The sequence below is a fragment of the Streptomyces sp. NPDC006512 genome (assembly GCF_040611935.1).
Classification (GTDB): Bacteria; Actinomycetota; Actinomycetes; order Streptomycetales; family Streptomycetaceae; genus Streptomyces.
This window is the reverse complement of the sequence record NZ_JBEXPG010000025.1, coordinates 45,743-63,284: the sequence shown is the minus strand read 5'-3', so window position 1 is coordinate 63,284 and position 17,542 is coordinate 45,743. Positions and strand designations below refer to the sequence as shown.

The 17,542-nt window shown below is 73.3% G+C and carries 15 protein-coding genes; 10 read left to right on the top strand and 5 right to left on the bottom strand.

The window, feature by feature from the left end; translation table 11 throughout:
* Positions 1 to 13 precede the first annotated feature (13 nt).
* Entirely contained in the window at positions 14 to 1,375 is a 1,362-nt protein-coding gene (locus ABZZ17_RS19075) for a glutamine synthetase family protein (protein ID WP_285542283.1), read from the bottom strand.
* 174 nt (positions 1,376 to 1,549) lie between these two features.
* Between ABZZ17_RS19075 and ABZZ17_RS19070 the strand changes: the two genes are divergently transcribed.
* From ABZZ17_RS19070 to ABZZ17_RS19055, 4 genes are all read left to right on the top strand, one after another.
* Entirely contained in the window at positions 1,550 to 1,927 is a 378-nt protein-coding gene (locus tag ABZZ17_RS19070) for a hypothetical protein (RefSeq protein ID WP_356877455.1), read from the top strand.
* A gap of 74 nt (positions 1,928 to 2,001) precedes the next feature.
* Entirely contained in the window at positions 2,002 to 2,664 is a 663-nt protein-coding gene (locus ABZZ17_RS19065) for a DUF3105 domain-containing protein (protein WP_356877454.1), read from the top strand.
* Positions 2,661 to 3,338, top strand: a complete 678-nt coding sequence (locus ABZZ17_RS19060; protein ID WP_356877453.1) for a DUF305 domain-containing protein — start codon at positions 2,661 to 2,663, stop codon at positions 3,336 to 3,338. Before ABZZ17_RS19065 ends, ABZZ17_RS19060 begins: the two co-directional genes overlap by 4 nt.
* 174 nt (positions 3,339 to 3,512) lie before the next feature.
* On the top strand, positions 3,513 to 3,932 hold the full coding sequence (locus tag ABZZ17_RS19055) for a CBS domain-containing protein (protein ID WP_356877452.1): 420 nt from the start codon (positions 3,513 to 3,515) through the stop codon (positions 3,930 to 3,932).
* Here the strand turns inward: ABZZ17_RS19055 and ABZZ17_RS19050 are convergent.
* Together ABZZ17_RS19050 and ABZZ17_RS19045 are read right to left on the bottom strand one after the other, a co-directional pair.
* On the bottom strand, positions 3,917 to 4,795 hold the full coding sequence (locus ABZZ17_RS19050; RefSeq protein ID WP_356877451.1) for an alpha/beta hydrolase: 879 nt from the start codon (positions 4,793 to 4,795) through the stop codon (positions 3,917 to 3,919). The genes ABZZ17_RS19055 and ABZZ17_RS19050 overlap by 16 nt on opposite strands.
* The gene (locus ABZZ17_RS19045) at positions 4,792 to 5,502 is read right to left on the bottom strand and encodes a DUF998 domain-containing protein (protein ID WP_356877449.1); all 711 of its coding nucleotides are present in this window, start codon (positions 5,500 to 5,502) and stop codon (positions 4,792 to 4,794) included. Before ABZZ17_RS19045 ends, ABZZ17_RS19050 begins: the two co-directional genes overlap by 4 nt.
* 279 nt (positions 5,503 to 5,781) lie before the next feature.
* On the opposite strand from ABZZ17_RS19045, the gene ABZZ17_RS19040 reads away from it, so the two are divergent.
* Both ABZZ17_RS19040 and ABZZ17_RS19035 read left to right on the top strand, forming a co-directional pair.
* Complete coding sequence (locus ABZZ17_RS19040) at positions 5,782 to 7,119, top strand: DUF4190 domain-containing protein (protein WP_356877447.1); 1,338 nt, start codon at positions 5,782 to 5,784, stop codon at positions 7,117 to 7,119.
* Between the two features lie 51 nt (positions 7,120 to 7,170).
* Positions 7,171 to 8,925, top strand: coding sequence for an NAD+ synthase (locus tag ABZZ17_RS19035; protein WP_356877445.1), 1,755 nt, complete (start codon positions 7,171 to 7,173; stop codon positions 8,923 to 8,925).
* A gap of 67 nt (positions 8,926 to 8,992) precedes the next feature.
* Here the strand turns inward: ABZZ17_RS19035 and ABZZ17_RS19030 are convergent, their stop codons facing one another.
* On the bottom strand, positions 8,993 to 10,021 hold the full coding sequence (locus ABZZ17_RS19030; protein WP_356877443.1) for an endonuclease/exonuclease/phosphatase family protein: 1,029 nt from the start codon (positions 10,019 to 10,021) through the stop codon (positions 8,993 to 8,995).
* A gap of 287 nt (positions 10,022 to 10,308) precedes the next feature.
* Between ABZZ17_RS19030 and panB the strand changes: the two genes are divergently transcribed.
* From panB to ABZZ17_RS19015, 3 genes are all read left to right on the top strand, one after another.
* Positions 10,309 to 11,187: a 3-methyl-2-oxobutanoate hydroxymethyltransferase gene (gene panB, locus ABZZ17_RS19025; protein WP_356877441.1), complete on the top strand. Its 879-nt coding sequence runs from the start codon at positions 10,309 to 10,311 to the stop codon at positions 11,185 to 11,187.
* Between the two features lie 122 nt (positions 11,188 to 11,309).
* Positions 11,310 to 12,332 (top strand): ATP-binding cassette domain-containing protein, encoded by a 1,023-nt coding sequence (locus tag ABZZ17_RS19020; protein WP_356877439.1) that lies wholly within the window; start codon positions 11,310 to 11,312, stop codon positions 12,330 to 12,332.
* On the top strand, positions 12,329 to 13,183 hold the full coding sequence (locus ABZZ17_RS19015) for an ABC transporter permease (RefSeq protein ID WP_356877437.1): 855 nt from the start codon (positions 12,329 to 12,331) through the stop codon (positions 13,181 to 13,183). The genes ABZZ17_RS19020 and ABZZ17_RS19015 overlap by 4 nt, the downstream gene beginning before the upstream one ends.
* 56 nt (positions 13,184 to 13,239) lie before the next feature.
* Here the strand turns inward: ABZZ17_RS19015 and ABZZ17_RS19010 are convergent, their stop codons facing one another.
* Positions 13,240 to 16,740 (bottom strand): BTAD domain-containing putative transcriptional regulator, encoded by a 3,501-nt coding sequence (locus tag ABZZ17_RS19010; protein WP_356877435.1) that lies wholly within the window; start codon positions 16,738 to 16,740, stop codon positions 13,240 to 13,242.
* On the opposite strand from ABZZ17_RS19010, the gene ABZZ17_RS19005 reads away from it, so the two are divergent.
* On the top strand, positions 16,739 to 17,542 hold the full coding sequence (locus ABZZ17_RS19005; protein ID WP_356877433.1) for a site-2 protease family protein: 804 nt from the start codon (positions 16,739 to 16,741) through the stop codon (positions 17,540 to 17,542). The genes ABZZ17_RS19010 and ABZZ17_RS19005 overlap by 2 nt on opposite strands.

The window sequence follows — 17,542 nt, the reverse complement described above, 5'->3', positions numbered from 1 at the left end:
CTGTGACCTGCGGCTACAGCACCGGGAGGTTCTTGCGGAGTTCGAAGGCGGTGACCTCCGAGCGGTATTCCTCCCACTCCTGCTTCTTGTTGCGGAGGAAGAAGTCGAAGACGTGCTCGCCGAGGGTCTCGGCGACCAGTTCGCTGCGCTCCATCAGGGAGATGGCCTCGCCGAGGTTCTGCGGGAGGGGCTCGATGCCCATCGCGCGGCGTTCGGCGTCGGACAGGGCCCACACGTCGTCGTCGGCGCCCGCCGGGAGTTCGTAGCCCTCCTCGATGCCCTTGAGGCCCGCCGCGAGGAGGACGGCGTACGTCAGGTACGGGTTGGCGCCCGAGTCGATCGAGCGGACCTCGACGCGCGAGGAGCCCGTCTTGCCCGGCTTGTACATCGGGACGCGGATCAGCGCGGAGCGGTTGTTGTGGCCCCAGCAGATGTACGAGGGGGCCTCGCCGCCGGAGCCGGCGGTGCGCGAGGAGCCGCCCCAGATCCGCTTGTACGAGTTGACCCACTGGTTGGTGACCGCGGCCGTCTCGGCGGCGTGCTTCAGCAGGCCCGCGATGAAGGAGCGGCCCACCTTCGACAGCTGGTACTCGGCGCCCGACTCGTAGAAGGCGTTGCGGTCGCCCTCGAAGAGGGACAGGTGGGTGTGCATGCCCGAACCCGGGTACTCCGAGAACGGCTTCGGCATGAAGGTGGCCTGGACGCCCTGTTCCAGGGCGACCTGCTTCATGACGAGGCGGAAGGTCATGATGTTGTCGGCCGTGGAGAGGGCGTCCGCGTAGCGCAGGTCGATCTCCTGCTGCCCGGGCGCGCCCTCGTGGTGGCTGAACTCCACCGAGATGCCCATGGATTCGAGCATGGTGATCGCCTGGCGGCGGAAGTCCATGCCGACGTTCTGCGGAGTGTGGTCGAAGTAGCCGGAGTTGTCCGCCGGGACCGGGCGGGAGCCGTCCAGCGGCTTGTCCTTCAGCAGGAAGAACTCGATCTCCGGGTGGGTGTAGAAGGTGAAGCCCAGGTCGGAGGTCTTGGCGAGGATCCGCTTGAGGACGTAGCGGGGGTCCGCGAAGGACGGGGAGCCGTCCGGCATGAGGATGTCGCAGAACATCCGGGCGGTCCCGGGGGCCTCGGCGCGCCACGGCAGTATCTGGAAGGTGCTCGGGTCCGGCTTGGCGATCATGTCGGACTCGTAGACCCGGGCGAAGCCCTCGATCGCGGAGCCGTCGAAACCGATGCCCTCGTCGAAGGCCTGCTCCAGCTCGGCGGGGGCGACCGCGACGGACTTCAGGAAGCCCAGTACGTCGGTGAACCACAGGCGCACGAAGCGGATGTCTCGCTCCTCGAGCGTCCGGAGGACGAATTCCTGCTGCTTGTCCATGCCTTCATCCTCGCAGTTCAGACGGCCTGTGCACCACCGCCCCGAGGAGCAGGGGGGCACAGTCGGGCCGGCCCAGTATCGCCAGCGGTGGTTTCCGCCACATTACGCACCCCCGAAAGGTGATGACACCCCGCACTGACCGCAGGCCCGTCATGAGCATTACCATCGGCGCCCATGGGGGCTGGGGAGCACATCGGGCGCGGGGACCGCGGGCGGCCGCCCGTGCGCCGGGCCGCCGTCCTCCTGCTGATCGCGTTCGCGGTGGCGGCCGGCGTGGCGTTCCTGTGCGTGCGGCCCGCCGACGCGCACGTGCCGGATCCCGTACGGGCGCAGGCTCCGCACGCCGTCTGCGCGTCCCCGTACGACCTGCCGGGCTGTTCGCCGCTCTCCCACGTGACACCGGCCGTCCTGCCCGCCCCGCCGCCCGCCGTGGCCGTCGCGGGGGCCGGGCCCGGACCCGCCGTGCGTACGGCGTCCGCGGGGCCCGTACGGCCGCCCGGGACGCTCGCACGGGCCCCCGACCTGCACGCCCTGCAGGTGCTGCGGACCTGACGGGTCCGGCGCCCCACCGCACAGCAGCACAGGCTCCACCCCGACACCCCCCTCAGCAGAAGGAACCAGGGCACATGGCCAGCAGGACGTCCGACCAGCACTCCCGCCAGGCACGCATAGCCGAGATGCGCCGCGCCGACAAAGCACGCGACCGGCGTAACAAGGCCATCGCGATCACCGCTTCGACGGCCGTCGTCGCCGGGCTCGTCGGCTTCGCCGCGTGGGTGATGATCGACCAGAAGCAGAAGGACGAGGCCGCGGACAAGGCCAAGGCCGCGGCCATCAAGAACCCGGTCGGCGGCGAGCAGGAATGGGACGCGAAGAAGCTCGGCCGCAACCACGTCGAGACGCCGGTCAAGTACGAGATGAACCCGCCGGTCGGCGGGGACCACCACCCCCGCTGGATGAACTGCAACGGCGACGTCTACAAGAACCCGGTGCCGGAGGTGAACGCCGTCCACTCGCTGGAGCACGGCGCGGTCTGGGTGACGTACAACGAGAAGGCCCCCAAGGCCGACCTCGACAAGCTCGCCGAGAAGGTGGGCAAGACCCCGTACACGCTGATGAGCCCGGTCAAGGAGCAGACCGGCGCGATCATGCTCAGCGCGTGGGGCAAGCAGGTGACCGTGGACGGTGCGGCCGACCCCCGGGTCGAGCAGTTCTTCACCAAGTACGTGATGGGCGCGCAGACCCCGGAGCCGGGCGCCGCCTGCACGAACGGGCTGGCCGACAAGTGAGCCGTACGTACTGGGCCGCGGGCGCGGCCGTCGTCCTGGCGGTGCTGCTCGCGGTGGGGGCCACGGTCGCCACCGCGAGCGGCTCGGGCGGCGGCTCCGACGCGGCCCGTTCGCCGGCCCTGCACTCGCCGGACGCGGGCTTCGCCCGGGACATGGCGACGCACCATCAGCAGGCGGTGGAGATGTCCTTCCTCGTCCGGGACCGCACCCAGGACGAGCCGGTCCGCAGCCTCGCCTACGACATCGCCAACACGCAGGCCAACCAGCGCGGCATGCTGCTGGGCTGGCTGGACCTGTGGGGGCTGCCGAAGGTGGTGGCCGACGAGCCGCCGATGGCGTGGATGGGGACGTCCGGGGGCGGCCACGGCGGGCACGCGGGTCACTCCGCCGCGCCGGCGCCGCCCGCCGGGTCCGGGGCGATCATGCCGGGCATGGCCACGAAGGAGGAGCTGACGCGGCTCGGCGCCGCCGGCGGCCGGGACGCGGAGGTGCTCTACCTCCAGCTGATGACCGACCACCACAAGGGCGGGGTCGCCATGGCCGAGGGCTGCGCGCGCCAGTGCCAGACCCCGGCGGAGCGCTCGCTGGCCCAGGGCATGGTGGAGGCCCAGCAGTCGGAGCTCACCCTGATGGCGGACATGCTGCGGCAGCGCGGGGCGGCGCCGCGCGGCTGACGCGGGGCCCGTCGGGACGCGCCCGTACGCAGGTGGGAGGGGGTCGCCCTCGCCACTCGTACGGGCGCGTCCGCTTCGTGTGGAGTCGCGTAGCCCGAACGGGCGAACGAGGATGGGGAGGCCGGGACGGACGCGTCCGCGCCCGCCGCGACGGCGTGCTCAGGAGGTTCACCCATGACCACCGCCGGAGAGATCATGCACCCCGGGGCCCAGTGGATTCCCGCCACCGAGACCCTGGACCGGGCCGCTCAGCTGATGAGCCGCCTCAACGTGGGCGCGCTGCCCATCAGCGACGCCGAGCAACGGCTCTGCGGCATCCTGACCGACCGCGACATCGTGATCGGCTGCGTGGCCAAGGGCCACGACCCGTCGAAGGTGACGGCGGGCGACATGGCGAAGGGCACCCCGCGCTGGATCGACGCGGGCGCGGACGTCTCCGAGGTGCTGGAGGAGATGCAGAGCCACCAGATCAAGCGGCTGCCCGTGATCAGGGACAAGAAGCTGGTCGGCATGATCAGCGAGGCCGACCTGGCCCGGCACCTCTCGGACAAGCAGATCGCCGACTGGGCGGAGCAGGTCTACGCGCGGGGCTGACGGGGCCGCGCCGCTTCCAGGACCGCCCGCGCCACCTGGTGCGGGCGGTCCAGCATGACGAGGTGGCCGGCGGGTTCGGCCACCTCGAAGCGGGCACCGAGCCGCTCGGCCAGGGCCTCCTGGCGGGCGAGCCAGCGCAGGGCCCCGCGCCCGGCGCCGCCGGGGTGGCCCACGAGGACGGTGAAGGGCACGGCCGTGGGCCGGGTCTCCCGCAGGGCGGCCACCTCGGCGGCCATGTCGGGGTAGCGGGAGTTCTCCAGCAGCGCCCCCCGCCACACGCGCCCGGTGCGGTAGCAGCGGCGTACGAGGTCCCGGGGGGCCGGGTCGCCCCCGCCGGTCCGGGAGGCCCGTACGACGAGGGCGCGGGCGGCCGGGCCGAGCGCTGCGGGAAGGCCGGCGGCGGTCACCGCGCGGCCGACGGCCCGGGCGGCGCCGGTGCGCCAGGCGGCGGGCAGGAGCGTACGGGGGTCCTCCTCGACGCTGGAGTCGAGGAGGACGGCGGCCGCGGTGCGCTCCGGGTACAGGCGGGCGAAGGCCTCGGCGTGGAATCCGGCGATGGAGTGCCCGACGACGGTGACGGGACCGGAGCCGGCCGGGCCGAGGGCGTCGAGGAGGGCGGCGATCCGGTGGGCCTCGCCGGCCGCGCCCGGGGGCTCGGCGGCCGGTCCGCTCAGTCCGTGTCCGGGCCGGTCGAAGCGGACCACGGTGCGGCCCCGGGCGGCGAGCAGCCGGGCGACGGGCTCCCAGTCGAACCAGGCCATGGCCAGTCCGGCGGCCAGGACGCAGACCGGTCCGCTGCCCTCGACGACCACGTGCAGCGGGACCCCGTCGACGCGCACGAAGCGTCCGGCGGCGCCGCTCACGTACGGCGCTCCCGGTGGACGGAGTGGGCGAGCAGGCCCAGCCAGAGCGCCACGAGCAGCACCTGGAGCCGCTGTCCGGCGCCGAGGGCCCAGGTGCCGTGCCCGGCGGTGTAGAGGGCGATGGCGGTGAGGGTCCAAGCGGTGGCGAGGAGTTCCAGGGCGACGAGGGCGGGGCCGTAGCGGGCGAGCGGCGCGAACCAGCCGTAGCGGCGGGCCGCGACGGTGAGGGCGACGATGCCGGTGAGGGCGCCGGTCATGGCGAGGCTGCTGCTGACGGCATGGGCCTGATGGGTGGCGGGAACCAGTCCGGCGGTTTCGCGGGCGGCGCACTCGGGGTCCACGGTGGGCGCGCAGCTCAGCGGCAGCCAGGCGTCGGCGGCGGTGGCCGCGCCGAAGAGGGTGACGCCGGCCCAGCCGATGACCGCCCAGGGGCGGCGGGACTCGGCGTACCGCGGCAGCCGGGCCAGGGCGAGCAGGCCGCCGAGGAAGACGAGGACGCCGGCGGTGAAGTCGGTGGCGCGGAAGAGGCCGCCGAGCGGCTGGTCCTGCGCGGCGAGCTCGCTGACGTAGGTCTCGATGGGGTTGAGACCGGTGGAGAGGACGACTTCCAGCACCCACGCGGTGTAGGCGGCGGCGCCGAGACCGATGAGGGTGGCGACGGGCCAGGCGCTCGGGGCGGCGGGGCCGTTGCTGCCATTCGTACGCATAGTGTGACTAATCCTAAGCAGATCCGGGGCCGGGGCCTCGGCCGTAGCCCACCAGACGGCCGACCGGGTCCCACGACAGGAAAGACGTACGGGCGGGCGGACGCGTGCCCGTACCGCACGGCGCGATCACGCGGCGGGCCGGGTGAACCGGGGCATTTCGCCCCGACCGGGGCGGGGCGGGCGGGCCGGGGCCGCCAAGTCGGTTGGTGGGGCTGCCCGGCCGTGGCAGGCTGACGCACGCAGGCCCCCAGCCCACCCACCGCCGAGGACGCCCCAGGTATGAGCACGCCCCCGAACCCGCCCAGCAGCCCCGCCGGTCCGCCGACGGAGCCCGAGGGCACGCCCATACCCGAGACCCCGGCGCGGCCGTCGCTGGACAAGCGGCCCCCGGCCGGGCCCGGCCCGGCGTCGCCCTCCCTGTCGAAGGCCCCGGCCCCGCAGGACGCGGCCCCGGCCGACGCGGCCCCCTCGCTGAGCAAGACCCCGGCTCCGGCCGACGCCGTCCCGGCCCCCGTGACGCCGCCCCCGGCGGCTCCGGCCGCTCCGGTGACCCCGGCGGCTCCCGCCACCCCGACGCTCGTGACGCCGTCGCCGTCGCCCTCGCCGGCCCCAGTGACCCCGCCGCCCGCCGCACCCGCGGCCCCGTCGGCCCCCGCCGACCACAACCCCTTCGCGGCGCCCGCGCCCGGCGCGCCCGCGCCCGCCGGGCAGTTCGCGCCGCTCACGCCCGCGCCCGCCGCCCCGCCCGTCGGGGGCTACGGGGCTCCGGCCAACGCCTGGGGAGCCCCGGCCGGCCCTGTCGGCGGGGGTCCGGGCTACCCCGGCTACCCCGGATATCCGGGCCAGACCGGCTACCCGCCGCCCGCCCCCCGGGCCGCCAACGGGCTCGCCGTCGCCTCCCTGGTCCTCGGCCTCGTCGCCCTCCCGGTCTGCTTCGCGCCGTTCTTCTTCTGGATCGGCACGCTCATCGGCCTGACCGGCCTCGGCATCGGCATCGCCGCCATGGCCCAGGCCCGCTCCGGCGCCCCGCGCAAGGGCATGGCCCTGGCCGGCACGGTCCTCGGCGGGCTCAGCCTCCTGGCCTCCGTCGGCGGCGGGTTCCTCACCGTCGCCGTCCTGCACGAGGCGTCCGACCGGGTCGAGCAGAGCATCGAGGAGGCGCAGCGGGACGAGCCGTACGCGATCCCGTCGTACGGCCTGCCGCCCGCGGTCCCCAGCGAGGGCCCCGGCCTGAGCACGCCGCTGGCGTTCGGCGAGACGTTCACGTACCCGAACGGCATCAAGGTGAGCCTGTCGTCGCCGAAGAAGTACGTCACCAGCAGCGAGTACATCGAGGTGGGCAACGCGGTCCAGGTGACCATGACGATCACCAACACCACCGACAAGCCGCACGAGGTCATCTACGCGGTGCCCGACGTCACGGACGAGAAGGGCAACGAGGGCAAGCTCGTCTACGACGGGCGGATGCCCAAGGACATCTCCGGCACGGTCAAGCCGGGCGAGACCGCCACCGGCACGATCGCCTACGAGGTGCCCGCGGGGACCAGGAACATCAACGCCCAGGTCTCCCCCGGCATCCTCCTGCCGGACGCGAAGTTCAGCGGCCCGATCGGCTGATCCGCGCGGAGCCCAGAACATCGCGTCAGAAAGACGATTAGACTGGGCTCCGTGCCTCAACTTCGTCTCGCTCTGAATCAGATCGACGCGCACGTCGGCGACATCGCCGCCAACGCGGACTCGGTCGTCCACTGGACCCGGCACTCCGCCGAGCAGGGCGCTCACCTGGTGGCGTTCCCGGAAATGGTGCTGACCGGGTACCCCGTCGAGGACCTCGCCCTGCGCGGCTCCTTCGTCGAGGCCTCCCGCACCGCGCTCCGCGAGCTCGCGGAGCGCCTCGCCGCCGAGGGCCTCGGCGAGCTGCCGGTGGTCGTCGGCTACCTCGACCGCACCGAGCAGGCCGTGCCCCGCCTGGGCAAGCCGGCCGGCTCCCCGGAGAACGCGGCCGCCGTCCTGCACGGCGGCCGGGTGGTGCTGCGCTTCGCCAAGCACCACCTCCCCAACTACGGCGTGTTCGACGAGTTCCGGTACTTCGTGCCGGGCGACACCCAGCCGGTCGTGCGGGTCCGGGGCGTGGACGTGGCCCTGGCGATCTGCGAGGACCTCTGGCAGGACGGTGGCCGGGTCCCGGCCACCCGCTCCGCCGGGGCCGGTCTGCTGATCTCCGTCAACGCCTCCCCGTACGAGCGCAACAAGGACGACGTGCGCCTCGAACTGGTCCGCAAGCGGGCCCAGGAGGCCGGCTGCACCCTCGCCTACGTGGCGATGATGGGCGGCCAGGACGACCTGGTCTTCGACGGCGACTCGATCGTCGTGGACGCCTCCGGGGAGGTCGTGGCCCGCGCCCCGCAGTTCTCCGAGGGCTGCGTACTGGTGGACCTGGACCTCCCGGCCGCCGCCCCGGACGCCCCCGAGGGCGTCGTCGGCGACGGTCTGCGGATCGACCGCGTGATCCTCTCCGAGGAGCCGGTGGAACCGTACGAGCCCGTGGTCCCCGGCGGGTACGCCGACCGCCTCGACGACGACGAGGAGATCTACGACGCGCTCGTGGTCGGCCTGCGCGCCTACGTCACGAAGAACGGTTTCCACTCCGTCCTGATCGGCCTGTCGGGCGGCATCGACTCCGCGCTCGTCGCCGCCGTCGCCTGCGACGCGGTCGGCGCGCAGAACGTGTACGGGATCTCGATGCCCTCGAAGTACTCCTCGGACCACTCCCGGGGCGACGCCGCGGACCTGGCCGAGCGGACCGGGCTCAACTTCCGCACCGTGTCGATCGAGCCGATGTTCGACGCCTACATGGGAGCACTGGGCCTGACCGGCCTGGCCGAGGAGAACCTCCAGTCCCGGCTGCGCGGCACCCTGCTGATGGCGGTGTCCAACCAGGAGGGCCACCTCGTGCTGGCCCCGGGCAACAAGTCCGAGCTGGCCGTCGGCTACTCCACCCTGTACGGGGACTCGGTGGGCGCGTACGGCCCCATCAAGGACGTCTACAAGTCGGACGTGTTCCGCCTCGCCCGGTACCGCAACCGGGCCGCCGCCGGGCGCGGCGAGATCCCTCCGATCCCGGAGAACTCCATCGCGAAGCCGCCGAGCGCCGAGCTGCGCCCGGGCCAGGTCGACACGGACTCGCTGCCGGACTATCCGGTGCTGGACGCGATCCTGGACCTCTACGTGGACCGCGACCAGGGTTTCGAGGCGATCGTCGCGGCCGGCTTCGACCGCGAGCTCGTCGCCCGCACCCTGCGGATGGTCGACACGGCGGAGTACAAGCGCCGCCAGTACCCGCCGGGCACGAAGATCTCCGCGAAGGGCTTCGGCAAGGACCGCCGGCTGCCCATCACGAACGGCTGGCGCGAGCAGGCGTAGCCCGCCCGTACGCGCGACGGGCCCCGGCCGCTTCCGAGGAAGCGCCGGGGCCCGTCGCGTACGGGGACTATGGGCGGACGGTGAGCTTCGCGGCGATGGGCAGGTGGTCGCTGCCGGTGCGCGGCAGGGTCCAGGAGGCCTCCGGCTTGATGCCGCGCACCATGATCTGGTCGATGCGGGCCATCGGGAACTGCGCGGGCCAGCTGAAGCCGAAGCCGTCGCCCGCCGCGCCCTGCGTCGACCGCATCTGCGAGGTGACCTCGGACAGGGCCCGGTCGTTCATGGTGCCGTTGAGGTCGCCGAGCAGGATGACCTTCCGCAGCGGTTCGGCGGCGAGGGCCGCGCCCAGCGCGTCGGCGCTGTTGTCGCGCTGGTTGGCGGTGAAACCGGCGTTGAGCTTGACCCGGACCGAGGGGAGGTGGGCGACGTAGACGCCGATGGCACCGGTGGGGCCGGCGACGGTGGTGCGCATGGCCCGGACCCAGCCGAGCCGGATGTCGACTGGCTTGCTGGAGGTCAGCGGGTACTTGCTCCACACGCCGACCGTGCCCTCGACGGCGTGGTACTTGTACGTGCTCGCCAGCGCCTTCTCGTAGACGGGGACGGCGCTCGCCTTGAGCTCGGTCAGCGCCAGCACGTCCGCCTGCGACTTCGCCACGGACTCGGCGGTGCCGCGCGGGTCCGGGTTGTCGGCGTCGACGTTGTGCGCGGCGACCGTCAGGTTGCCGCCGGGACCCGACTTGTCGGTGACCAGTCCGGCGAAGAGGTTCGTCCAGACCGCGGCGGTCAGCAGTATCGCGATCAGCGCGGTGGCGGACTTGCGGATCACGGCGGCGACCAGCAGCAGCGGCACCATGACGCCCAGCCAGGGCAGGAACGTCTCGGTGAGGCTGCCGAGGTTGCCGACGTCGTTGGGCAGCTCCGCGTGCAGGATCATCACCAGCGACGTCAGTACGGCCAGTGCGGCGGTCACGATGCCGCGCTTCCAGATGCCCCGGTCGTGCCTCAGTCCGGCCAGCCGGCGCCGGAGACCGGATCGCGAGGGCCCCGGCTCGGAGCCGCCGTTCCCCGTCTCCGTCATGTACGCCTGTGCCATGCCCATGTCCTCGCTGCCGTGCTCGCGCTCCGTCCCCGCCCCTTGACCCTAGGCGATGCACGGAGCCTTCGGTGCCGTCCGTAGCGGCCATACAACCGGAGGGACGAACGGCCGTGCGGCCGGGGTTCCGCTTGTCACGAAACGCGCACATTCGCTCGGGCGTGGCCGGAGGCGCGCCGGGAGTGTGACGGACCGGTCATCGTGTCCCCTCCGTGGCACTTCCGCCGCGGGCGGGACGGGTGCCACCATGGTGGGTGAGTCCGGGGACGCCGTGAGGGCGCCTCGAGATGACACAAGGAGCAGTTGCAATGTCGCATGCCGTTTCGCCTGCCCGCGAAGCCTCTCCGACCCTGTACGGGGGCACGGGCACCCGGCGCATCACCGTCCGCGACCTCACCCTCGCCAAAGAACGCGGCGAGAAGTGGCCCATGCTCACCGCCTACGACGCGATGACCGCGTCGGTGTTCGACGAGGCCGGCATCCCGGTCATGCTCGTCGGCGACTCGATGGGCAACTGTCACCTCGGCTACGAGACCACCGTCCCCGTGACGATGGACGAGATGACCCTGCTGTCGGCGGCCGTCGTACGGGGCACCAGCCGGGCCCTGATCGTCGGCGACCTGCCGTTCGGCTCCTACCAGGAAGGCGCCGTGCAGGCGCTGCGCAGCGCGACCCGGCTGGTCAAGGAGGCCGGGGTCGGGGCGGTCAAGCTGGAGGGCGGCGAGCGCTCGCTGGCCCAGACCGAGCTGATCGTGCAGTCCGGCATCCCGGTCATGTCCCACCTGGGTCTGACCCCGCAGTCCGTGAACGCGATGGGCTACCGGGTGCAGGGCCGCAGCGACGAGGCCGCGCACCAGCTGCTGCGCGACGCGAAGGCGGCGCAGGACGCGGGTGCCTTCGCGGTGGTCCTGGAGCTGGTCCCGGCCGAGCTGGCCGCCGAGGTCACCCGGTCCCTGCACATCCCGACGGTCGGCATCGGCGCGGGCTCGGAGTGCGACGCGCAGGTGCTGGTGTGGACCGACATGATGGGGCTGACCGGCGGGAAGATGCCGCGGTTCGTGAAGCAGTACGCGAACCTCCGCCAGACCATGGGCGACGCGGCGAAGGCCTTCGCCGAGGACGTGGTCGGCGGAACGTTCCCGCAGGAGGAGCACGCCTTCCACTAGGCGCGGAGGCGGCCCGGCGACCAGGATCGTCGCCGGGCCGTCGGCCGGCTGTCGGTCTGCTGTCGGCTGCTTGTCGGCCGCATGTCGGGGCTTTGTCAGTGGCGGATGGTCCCATGGTCGGCATGACGCGAAACGACAAGCATCCCAACGCCGTGGAAGTGCGGGGTCTGGTCAAGCACTACGGCGAGACGAAGGCCCTCGACGGTGTCGACCTCGATGTCCGCGAGGGCACCGTCCTCGGGGTCCTCGGCCCCAACGGCGCCGGCAAGACCACCCTGGTCCGCTGCCTCTCCACCCTGGTCATCCCCGACGCCGGCACGGCCCGGGTCGCCGGGTTCGACGTGGTCCGCCAGCCCCGGCAGCTGCGCCGGACCATCGGCCTCACCGGCCAGTACGCCTCGGTCGACGAGAAGCTCTCCGGCTGGGAGAACCTGTACATGATCGGCCGGCTGCTGGACCTGTCCCGCAAGGACGCCCGGCTGCGCGCCGACGAGATGCTGGAGCGGTTCTCCCTGACGGAGGCCTCGAAGAAGGCCGCCATGAACTACTCGGGCGGCATGCGCCGGCGGCTCGACCTGGCCGCCTCGCTGATCGGCAACCCGGCCGTCCTCTACCTGGACGAGCCGACCACCGGTCTCGACCCCCGCACCCGCAACGAGGTGTGGGACGAGGTCCAGCGGCTGGTCGCCGAGGGCGCGACCGTCCTGCTGACCACCCAGTACATGGAGGAGGCCGAGCAGCTCGCCAGCGAGCTGACGGTCATCGACCGCGGCAAGGTCATCGCCAACGGCAAGGTCGACGAGCTGAAGGCGCGCGTCGGCGGCCGCACCCTGAAGATCCGCCCGGCGGACCCCTCCGACCTGCCGGGCATGGCCCGCTCGCTGGCCGAGGCCGGTCTGGACGGCGTGGCCGGCTCCCAGGCCGTGCCGGACGAGGGCGTGCTGCTGGTCCCGATCCTGAGCGACGAGCAGCTGACCGCCGTGGTCGGGCTGCTGGCCGCCCGCGGGTACGCGATCGCCGACCTCGGTACGTACCTGCCCAGCCTCGACGAGGTGTTCCTGTCCATCACCGGGCAGAAGCCGTCCTCGATCGGGGAGTCCGTTCCCGCCGAGCACACCGAGAAGAATCAGGAGGTCGCGGCATGAGCACCGTAACCACGACGAAGCAGCCCGCCGACACCGCGGCCGTCCCGGCTCCGGCGGCCGTACCGTCCGGCGAGGGCCGGATCGGCCTGCGGGCCAACCTGCGGCACATCGGCGCCCTGGTGCGCCGCAACGCCCTGCAGATCAAGCAGGACCCCGAGTCGATGTTCGACGTCCTGTTCATGCCGATCATCTTCACGCTGCTGTTCGTGTTCGTCTTCGGCGGCGCGGTCTCCGGCAAGGGCAACCAGGGCGCGTACGTCAGCTACCTGGTCCCGGGCCTGATGGCCATGATGGGGATGAACATCGCCATGGCGGTGGGCACCGGCGTCAACGACGACTTCAAGAAGGGCGTGATGGACCGCTTCCGGTCCATGCCGATCGCCCGGTCGTCCGTCCTCCTCGCGAAGATCGTCGTCGAGATCGGCCGGATGCTGATCGCCATCACGATCCTGCTCTGCGTCGGTTTCCTCCTCGGCCTGTCGATCGACGGCTCGGTCCTGGACCTGTTCTTCGCGATCGGTCTGTCGGTCGTCTTCGGCGCCTCGCTGATGTGGATCTTCATCCTGCTGGGTCTCACCATGAAGACCGCGCAGGCCGTCCAGGGCATGGCGATGCTGGTCCTGATGCCGCTCCAGTTCGGCAGCTCGATCTTCGCGATGCCGTCCACCATGCCCGGCTGGCTGCAGAGCTTCACCGACTACAACCCGCTGTCCAACCTGGCCGACGCCGCCCGTGCCCTGATCAACGGCACTCCGGTCGGCGACTCGGTGTGGATGACGCTGGCCTGGTCCGTCGCCATCACGGCGGTCACCATGCCGCTCGCCGTCCGCAAGTTCCGCCAGAAGACCTGATCCGCGGACCGGTCCGTTCGGATCGCGTCCCGGACGGACCCCGACCGGGGGCCGGGTCAGACGAGGGCGGTGGCCTCCTCCAGGGTGAGGTCACCGCCTTCGGCGTACGCGGCCTCGTACGCCGCGTCGCCCAGTGCCGCCCGCGCCAGTTCCTCGGCGCGGGCGGCGTCGTCGCGTTCGGTGGTGACCGGGACGTGCCCGGGCGGCAGGTGCCTGCGGTACGCGCCGAGCAGCCGTGCCGCGTCGTCCGCGCGGCCGGGCCCGCCGGGCGGGGCGAGGCCGGCGAGGGAGACGGCCGCCGTCAGCAGGAACACGGCGGGCAGCTGCGGGGCGACCATCATCGCCAGCGGATCACGGGCCGCGGCGGCCGCCTGCCGGATCACGGTGAGCGCGTCGGCGTACTTGCCCTCCTGGTTGTCCAGCCAGGCCGCGGTGGCGAGGAGGAACACGTCGAAGATGGCGTACGCGCCGAGGGCGAACTCCTCGCGCAGGGACCGGAGCTGGGCGCGGGCCTCGGGGATGCGGCCGGTGCGGCCCAGGATGCCCGCGAGGAACATCCGGGCGGCGGGCATGGCCTCGTTGCGGTAGTGCCGGACGTGTTCGAGGATCTCGTTGAGGATCTCCTCGGCCTCCTCGGCCCGGCCGTTCTCGACGAGCGTGCCGGCCATCCGGACCCGCAGCACGGTCACCTGGGCCTTGGCGCCCAGCCGTTCGGCGTGCTCGATCGCGGCGCGGAAGTCCCGCGCGGCCAGGTCGTAGCGGCCGCGCTTCTCCAGTGACTCGGCGCGCGCGGAGAGCGCCTCGGCGCAGCCCCAGTCGTCGCCGAGCGCGCGGAAGAGCTCCAGGCTCTCGTCGGCGTCGCGGCTGGCGTCGCCGCCCCAGTCGGCGCGGTTGGCGAGGACGTTGGCGCGCAGCTGGAGCGCGGAGGCGAGCTCCCACGCGTAGCCCAGTTCGCGGGAGACGTCCACGGTGTCGTTCAGGACGCGCTGGAGCATGCCGGCGTCCCCGGCGATCATCACGGCGTAGACCCACAGTCCGGCCGGGGGGCGGCAGGTCTGCGGCAGTCCGGGCCGGTAGACGGCGAGCATGGCCTTGACCTGGGCGTGGACCTCGGGGGTGTTCCAGGAGTCGCTGGTCTGGTCGCGGGCGGCCAGCCGGATCATGTGGATGCCGCGCCAGGCCTCGGTGAGCAGTTCGCCGCTGTAGGGCGGGGGCGCGTCCACGACGCGTCCGTACACGGGCTGCGCGGGGGTGGCGGGCTCGGCGAAGGGGTCGGGGCCGAGGGCCACGGCGGCGTCGGACCAGTGGCGGGACTCGGTGCGCAGGTCGAGCATGTGCCAGTACCAGACCAGCGAGTGGACGAGGCACAGCACTTCGTGTGCGGCGCGGGCGGCGACGGCCCGGCGCAGGGCCGTGCGGAGGTTCTCGTAGTCGGTGGTGATGCGGTCGGCGGCGGCGCGCTGGCCGTGGCCGCGCAGCAGGGGTTCGGTGGTGCGGGCGAGTTCGCGGTAGTGGACGAGGTGGCGGCGTTCGGTGGCGGCGCGGTCGTCGCCGCGGGCGGCGAGGCGTTCGGCGGCGTACTCCAGGACGGTCTCCAGGAGGCGGTAGCGCATGCCGGTGCCGTCGGGGCCGGGGGCGGCGACGACGAGGGACTTGTCGACGAGGGAGCCGAGGGTGTCGGCGACGTCGTACGCGGGGTCCGCGCAGACCTCCTCGGCGGCCGCGAGGTCACAGCCGCCGGCGAAGACGGACAGCCGGGTGAGGACGGCCCGTTCGGCCTCGTCGAGCAGGTCCCAGGACCAGTCCACGACCGCGCGCAGCGTCTGCTGCCGGGGCAGGACGGTCCGGGCCCCGCCGGTCAGCAGCCGGAACCGGTCGTCGAGACGGTCGGCGATCTGGCGCGGGGTGAGCAGCCGCAGCCGGGCCGCGGCCAGCTCGATCGCCAGCGGGAGCCCGTCCAGGCGCGAGCAGATCTCGGCGGCCGCGGCCGGGTCGTCGGCCGGGGAGAAACCGGGGCGTGCGGCGGCCCCGCGGTCGGCGAGGAGCCGCAGCGCGACCGGGTCGGGCAGCGGCTCCACCGGCCGCAGGAACTCCCCCGGCACGCCGAGGGGCTCGCGGCTGGTGGCCAGGATCTGGACGCCGGGGCAGTGGGTGAGGAGGCGTTCGGCGAGCTCGGCGGCGGCCCCGATGACGTGCTCGCAGTTGTCAAGGAGCAGCAGGAGCCGGCGCCGGGAGCAGTGCTCGACGAGGCGGCCGAGGGGGTTGTAGCCGGTCCGGTCGGTCAGGGCCCGCAGCTCCTCGGCGGCGCGGAGTTTGGTCTCGCGGGCGCCCAGCGCGGTGAGGGCGGCTTCGGCGACGTCCTCCGGATCGTCGACGGGGGCCAGCTCGACGAGCCACACCCCGTCGGGCCAGCCGTCGGGGGCGTGGGCCTCGGCGGCCTCCTGGGACAGCCGGGTCTTCCCGGCGCCGCCGGGGCCGAGCAGGGTGACCAGCCGGGCGCGGCCGAGGTCGCGGCCGATGACCCGGATGTCCTCTTCCCGGCCGACGAAGGTGGTGAGCCGCGCCCGGAGGTTTCCCGGGACGGCCTCCGGCTGCTGCGGGTGGTGGCCGCCACCGCCGCCACCGGCCTCCAGGCCTGCGGGGGCGGGGCCCTGGGGGCCGGTGGCGGGCGCGGAGGCCGGAGTACCGCCGGCCGGAGTACCGCCGCCCGGGGTCCCGGCCCCGTCGCCGGGAGGGCGGGTACTGGGCGCGGGGGTGCCGGGGCCGGGTCTGTGGGGGCCGGGGGACGGGGTGAGGAGTTCCGTGTGGAGGCTGCGCAGGGCCGGGCCGGGGTCGGCGCCGAGGCGGGCGGCGAGGTCACGGCGGACTTCCTCGTACGCGGCCAGCGCCTCGGCCGGACGGCCCGCGTCGCGCAGGGCCCGGATGCGGAGCACCTGGAGGGGTTCGTCCAGCGGCCGGCGGGCGCACAGTTCGGCCAGCTCCGGCAGGATCTGCGGGGCCTCGCCCAGCTCCAGGGCCGCGGCGATCCGGCCCCGGCGCGCGTCCGCGCGTACGGCCTCCCAGCGGGCGGACTCGGCGGCCGGGTCGGGCAGGTCGGCCAGAGCCGGGCCGCGCCACAGGGCGAGGGCCTCGTCGTAGAGGGCGGCGGCCCGGGCGGGGCCGGACGCGGCGGCGGCTTCCCGCACCAGGCGCTCGAAGCGGTACAGGTCGACGTCCTCGCGGCGCGCGTCGAGCAGGTAGCCGCCCTCGGCGGAGCGCACGGCCCCGGGTCCGAGGGCCCGCCGCAGCCGTCCGACCAGCGCCTGGAGTGCGGCGGGGGCGTCGGCGGGCTGCTCGGCGTCCCATACGTCGGCGACGAGCAGGGCGGGCGGGACGGCCCGTCCCGGGCGCAGGGCGAGGGCGGTCAGCAGGGCCCGCAGGCGTGGGCCGCCGACGGCGACGGTGCTCCCGTCGTCGCGGAGGGCCTGGGCGGTGCCGAGAATCGCGTAACGCACCGGCCCATTGTCGCCGGACCCGCACTCCTGCCCGCGCACGGCCCGGGATAGGTTTCGCCGCATGGGTCACCAGGGCAGCCGCGGCGAGCGGCAGATCAGTTCCGTATTCCTCGGCGTCGTCGCCGTCATGGCGGTCACGGGCTGGGCGGTGTGGACGGGTTACGCGGCGAGCCCGGGGCTGGCCGTCTTCCTGTTCGTGACGTCGGCGTGGATCGTCTCGCTGTGCCTGCACGAGTACGCGCACGCCCGCACGGCCCTGCACGGCGGTGACATCAGCGTCGGCTCGAAGGGCTACCTGACGCTGAACCCGCTGAAGTACACGCACCCGCTGCTCAGCATCGTGCTGCCGGTGGTCTTCGTGATCCTGGGCGGGCTGGGTCTGCCCGGCGGCGCCGTGTACATCGAGCGGGACCGGATCCGGGGCCGCTGGAAGCACAGCCTGATCTCGGCGGCGGGCCCGCTGACCAACGTGGCCTTCGCGGTGGTGTGCACGGCGCCGTTCTGGCTGGGCGCCCTGGACGGGGTACCGGTGCCGTTCCGGATGGCGCTGGCCTTCCTCGCGCTGCTCCAGGTGTCGGCGGCGATCCTGAACTTCCTGCCGGTGCCGGGGCTGGACGGCTTCGGGGTCATCGAGCCCTGGCTGTCGCACCGGGTGCGCCGGGAGGTGGCGCCGCTGGCGCCGTTCGCGCTGATCGGCGTGATCGCGCTGCTGTGGATCCCGGCGGTCAACACGTTCTTCTTCGACGTGGTGACCGGGGTGCTGGGCGGGCTGGGCGTGTCGGACCTGGACACGTACTGCGGGCGCGACCTGTACCGGTTCTGGCAGGACGCGGACGGGTTCTTCTGCGCGGTCCCGGCCGAGTAG

Bases quoted from the DNA above. Each gene is read 5' to 3' on its own strand.
- ABZZ17_RS19075 (WP_285542283.1), bottom strand. From the start codon at position 1,375: ATGGACAAGCAGCAGGAATTCGTCCTCCGGACGCTCGAGGAGCGAGAC.
- ABZZ17_RS19070 (WP_356877455.1), top strand. From the start codon at position 1,550: ATGGGGGCTGGGGAGCACATCGGGCGCGGGGACCGCGGGCGGCCGCCC.
- ABZZ17_RS19065 (WP_356877454.1), top strand. From the start codon at position 2,002: ATGGCCAGCAGGACGTCCGACCAGCACTCCCGCCAGGCACGCATAGCC.
- ABZZ17_RS19055 (WP_356877452.1), top strand. From the start codon at position 3,513: ATGACCACCGCCGGAGAGATCATGCACCCCGGGGCCCAGTGGATTCCC.
- ABZZ17_RS19045 (WP_356877449.1), bottom strand. From the start codon at position 5,502: ATGCGTACGAATGGCAGCAACGGCCCCGCCGCCCCGAGCGCCTGGCCC.
- ABZZ17_RS19040 (WP_356877447.1), top strand. From the start codon at position 5,782: ATGAGCACGCCCCCGAACCCGCCCAGCAGCCCCGCCGGTCCGCCGACG.
- ABZZ17_RS19030 (WP_356877443.1), bottom strand. From the start codon at position 10,021: ATGGCACAGGCGTACATGACGGAGACGGGGAACGGCGGCTCCGAGCCG.
- panB (WP_356877441.1), top strand. From the start codon at position 10,309: ATGACACAAGGAGCAGTTGCAATGTCGCATGCCGTTTCGCCTGCCCGC.
- ABZZ17_RS19020 (WP_356877439.1), top strand. From the start codon at position 11,310: ATGACGCGAAACGACAAGCATCCCAACGCCGTGGAAGTGCGGGGTCTG.
- ABZZ17_RS19015 (WP_356877437.1), top strand. From the start codon at position 12,329: ATGAGCACCGTAACCACGACGAAGCAGCCCGCCGACACCGCGGCCGTC.
- ABZZ17_RS19005 (WP_356877433.1), top strand. From the start codon at position 16,739: ATGGGTCACCAGGGCAGCCGCGGCGAGCGGCAGATCAGTTCCGTATTC.
- ABZZ17_RS19010 (WP_356877435.1), bottom strand. From the start codon at position 16,740: ATGCGGCGAAACCTATCCCGGGCCGTGCGCGGGCAGGAGTGCGGGTCC.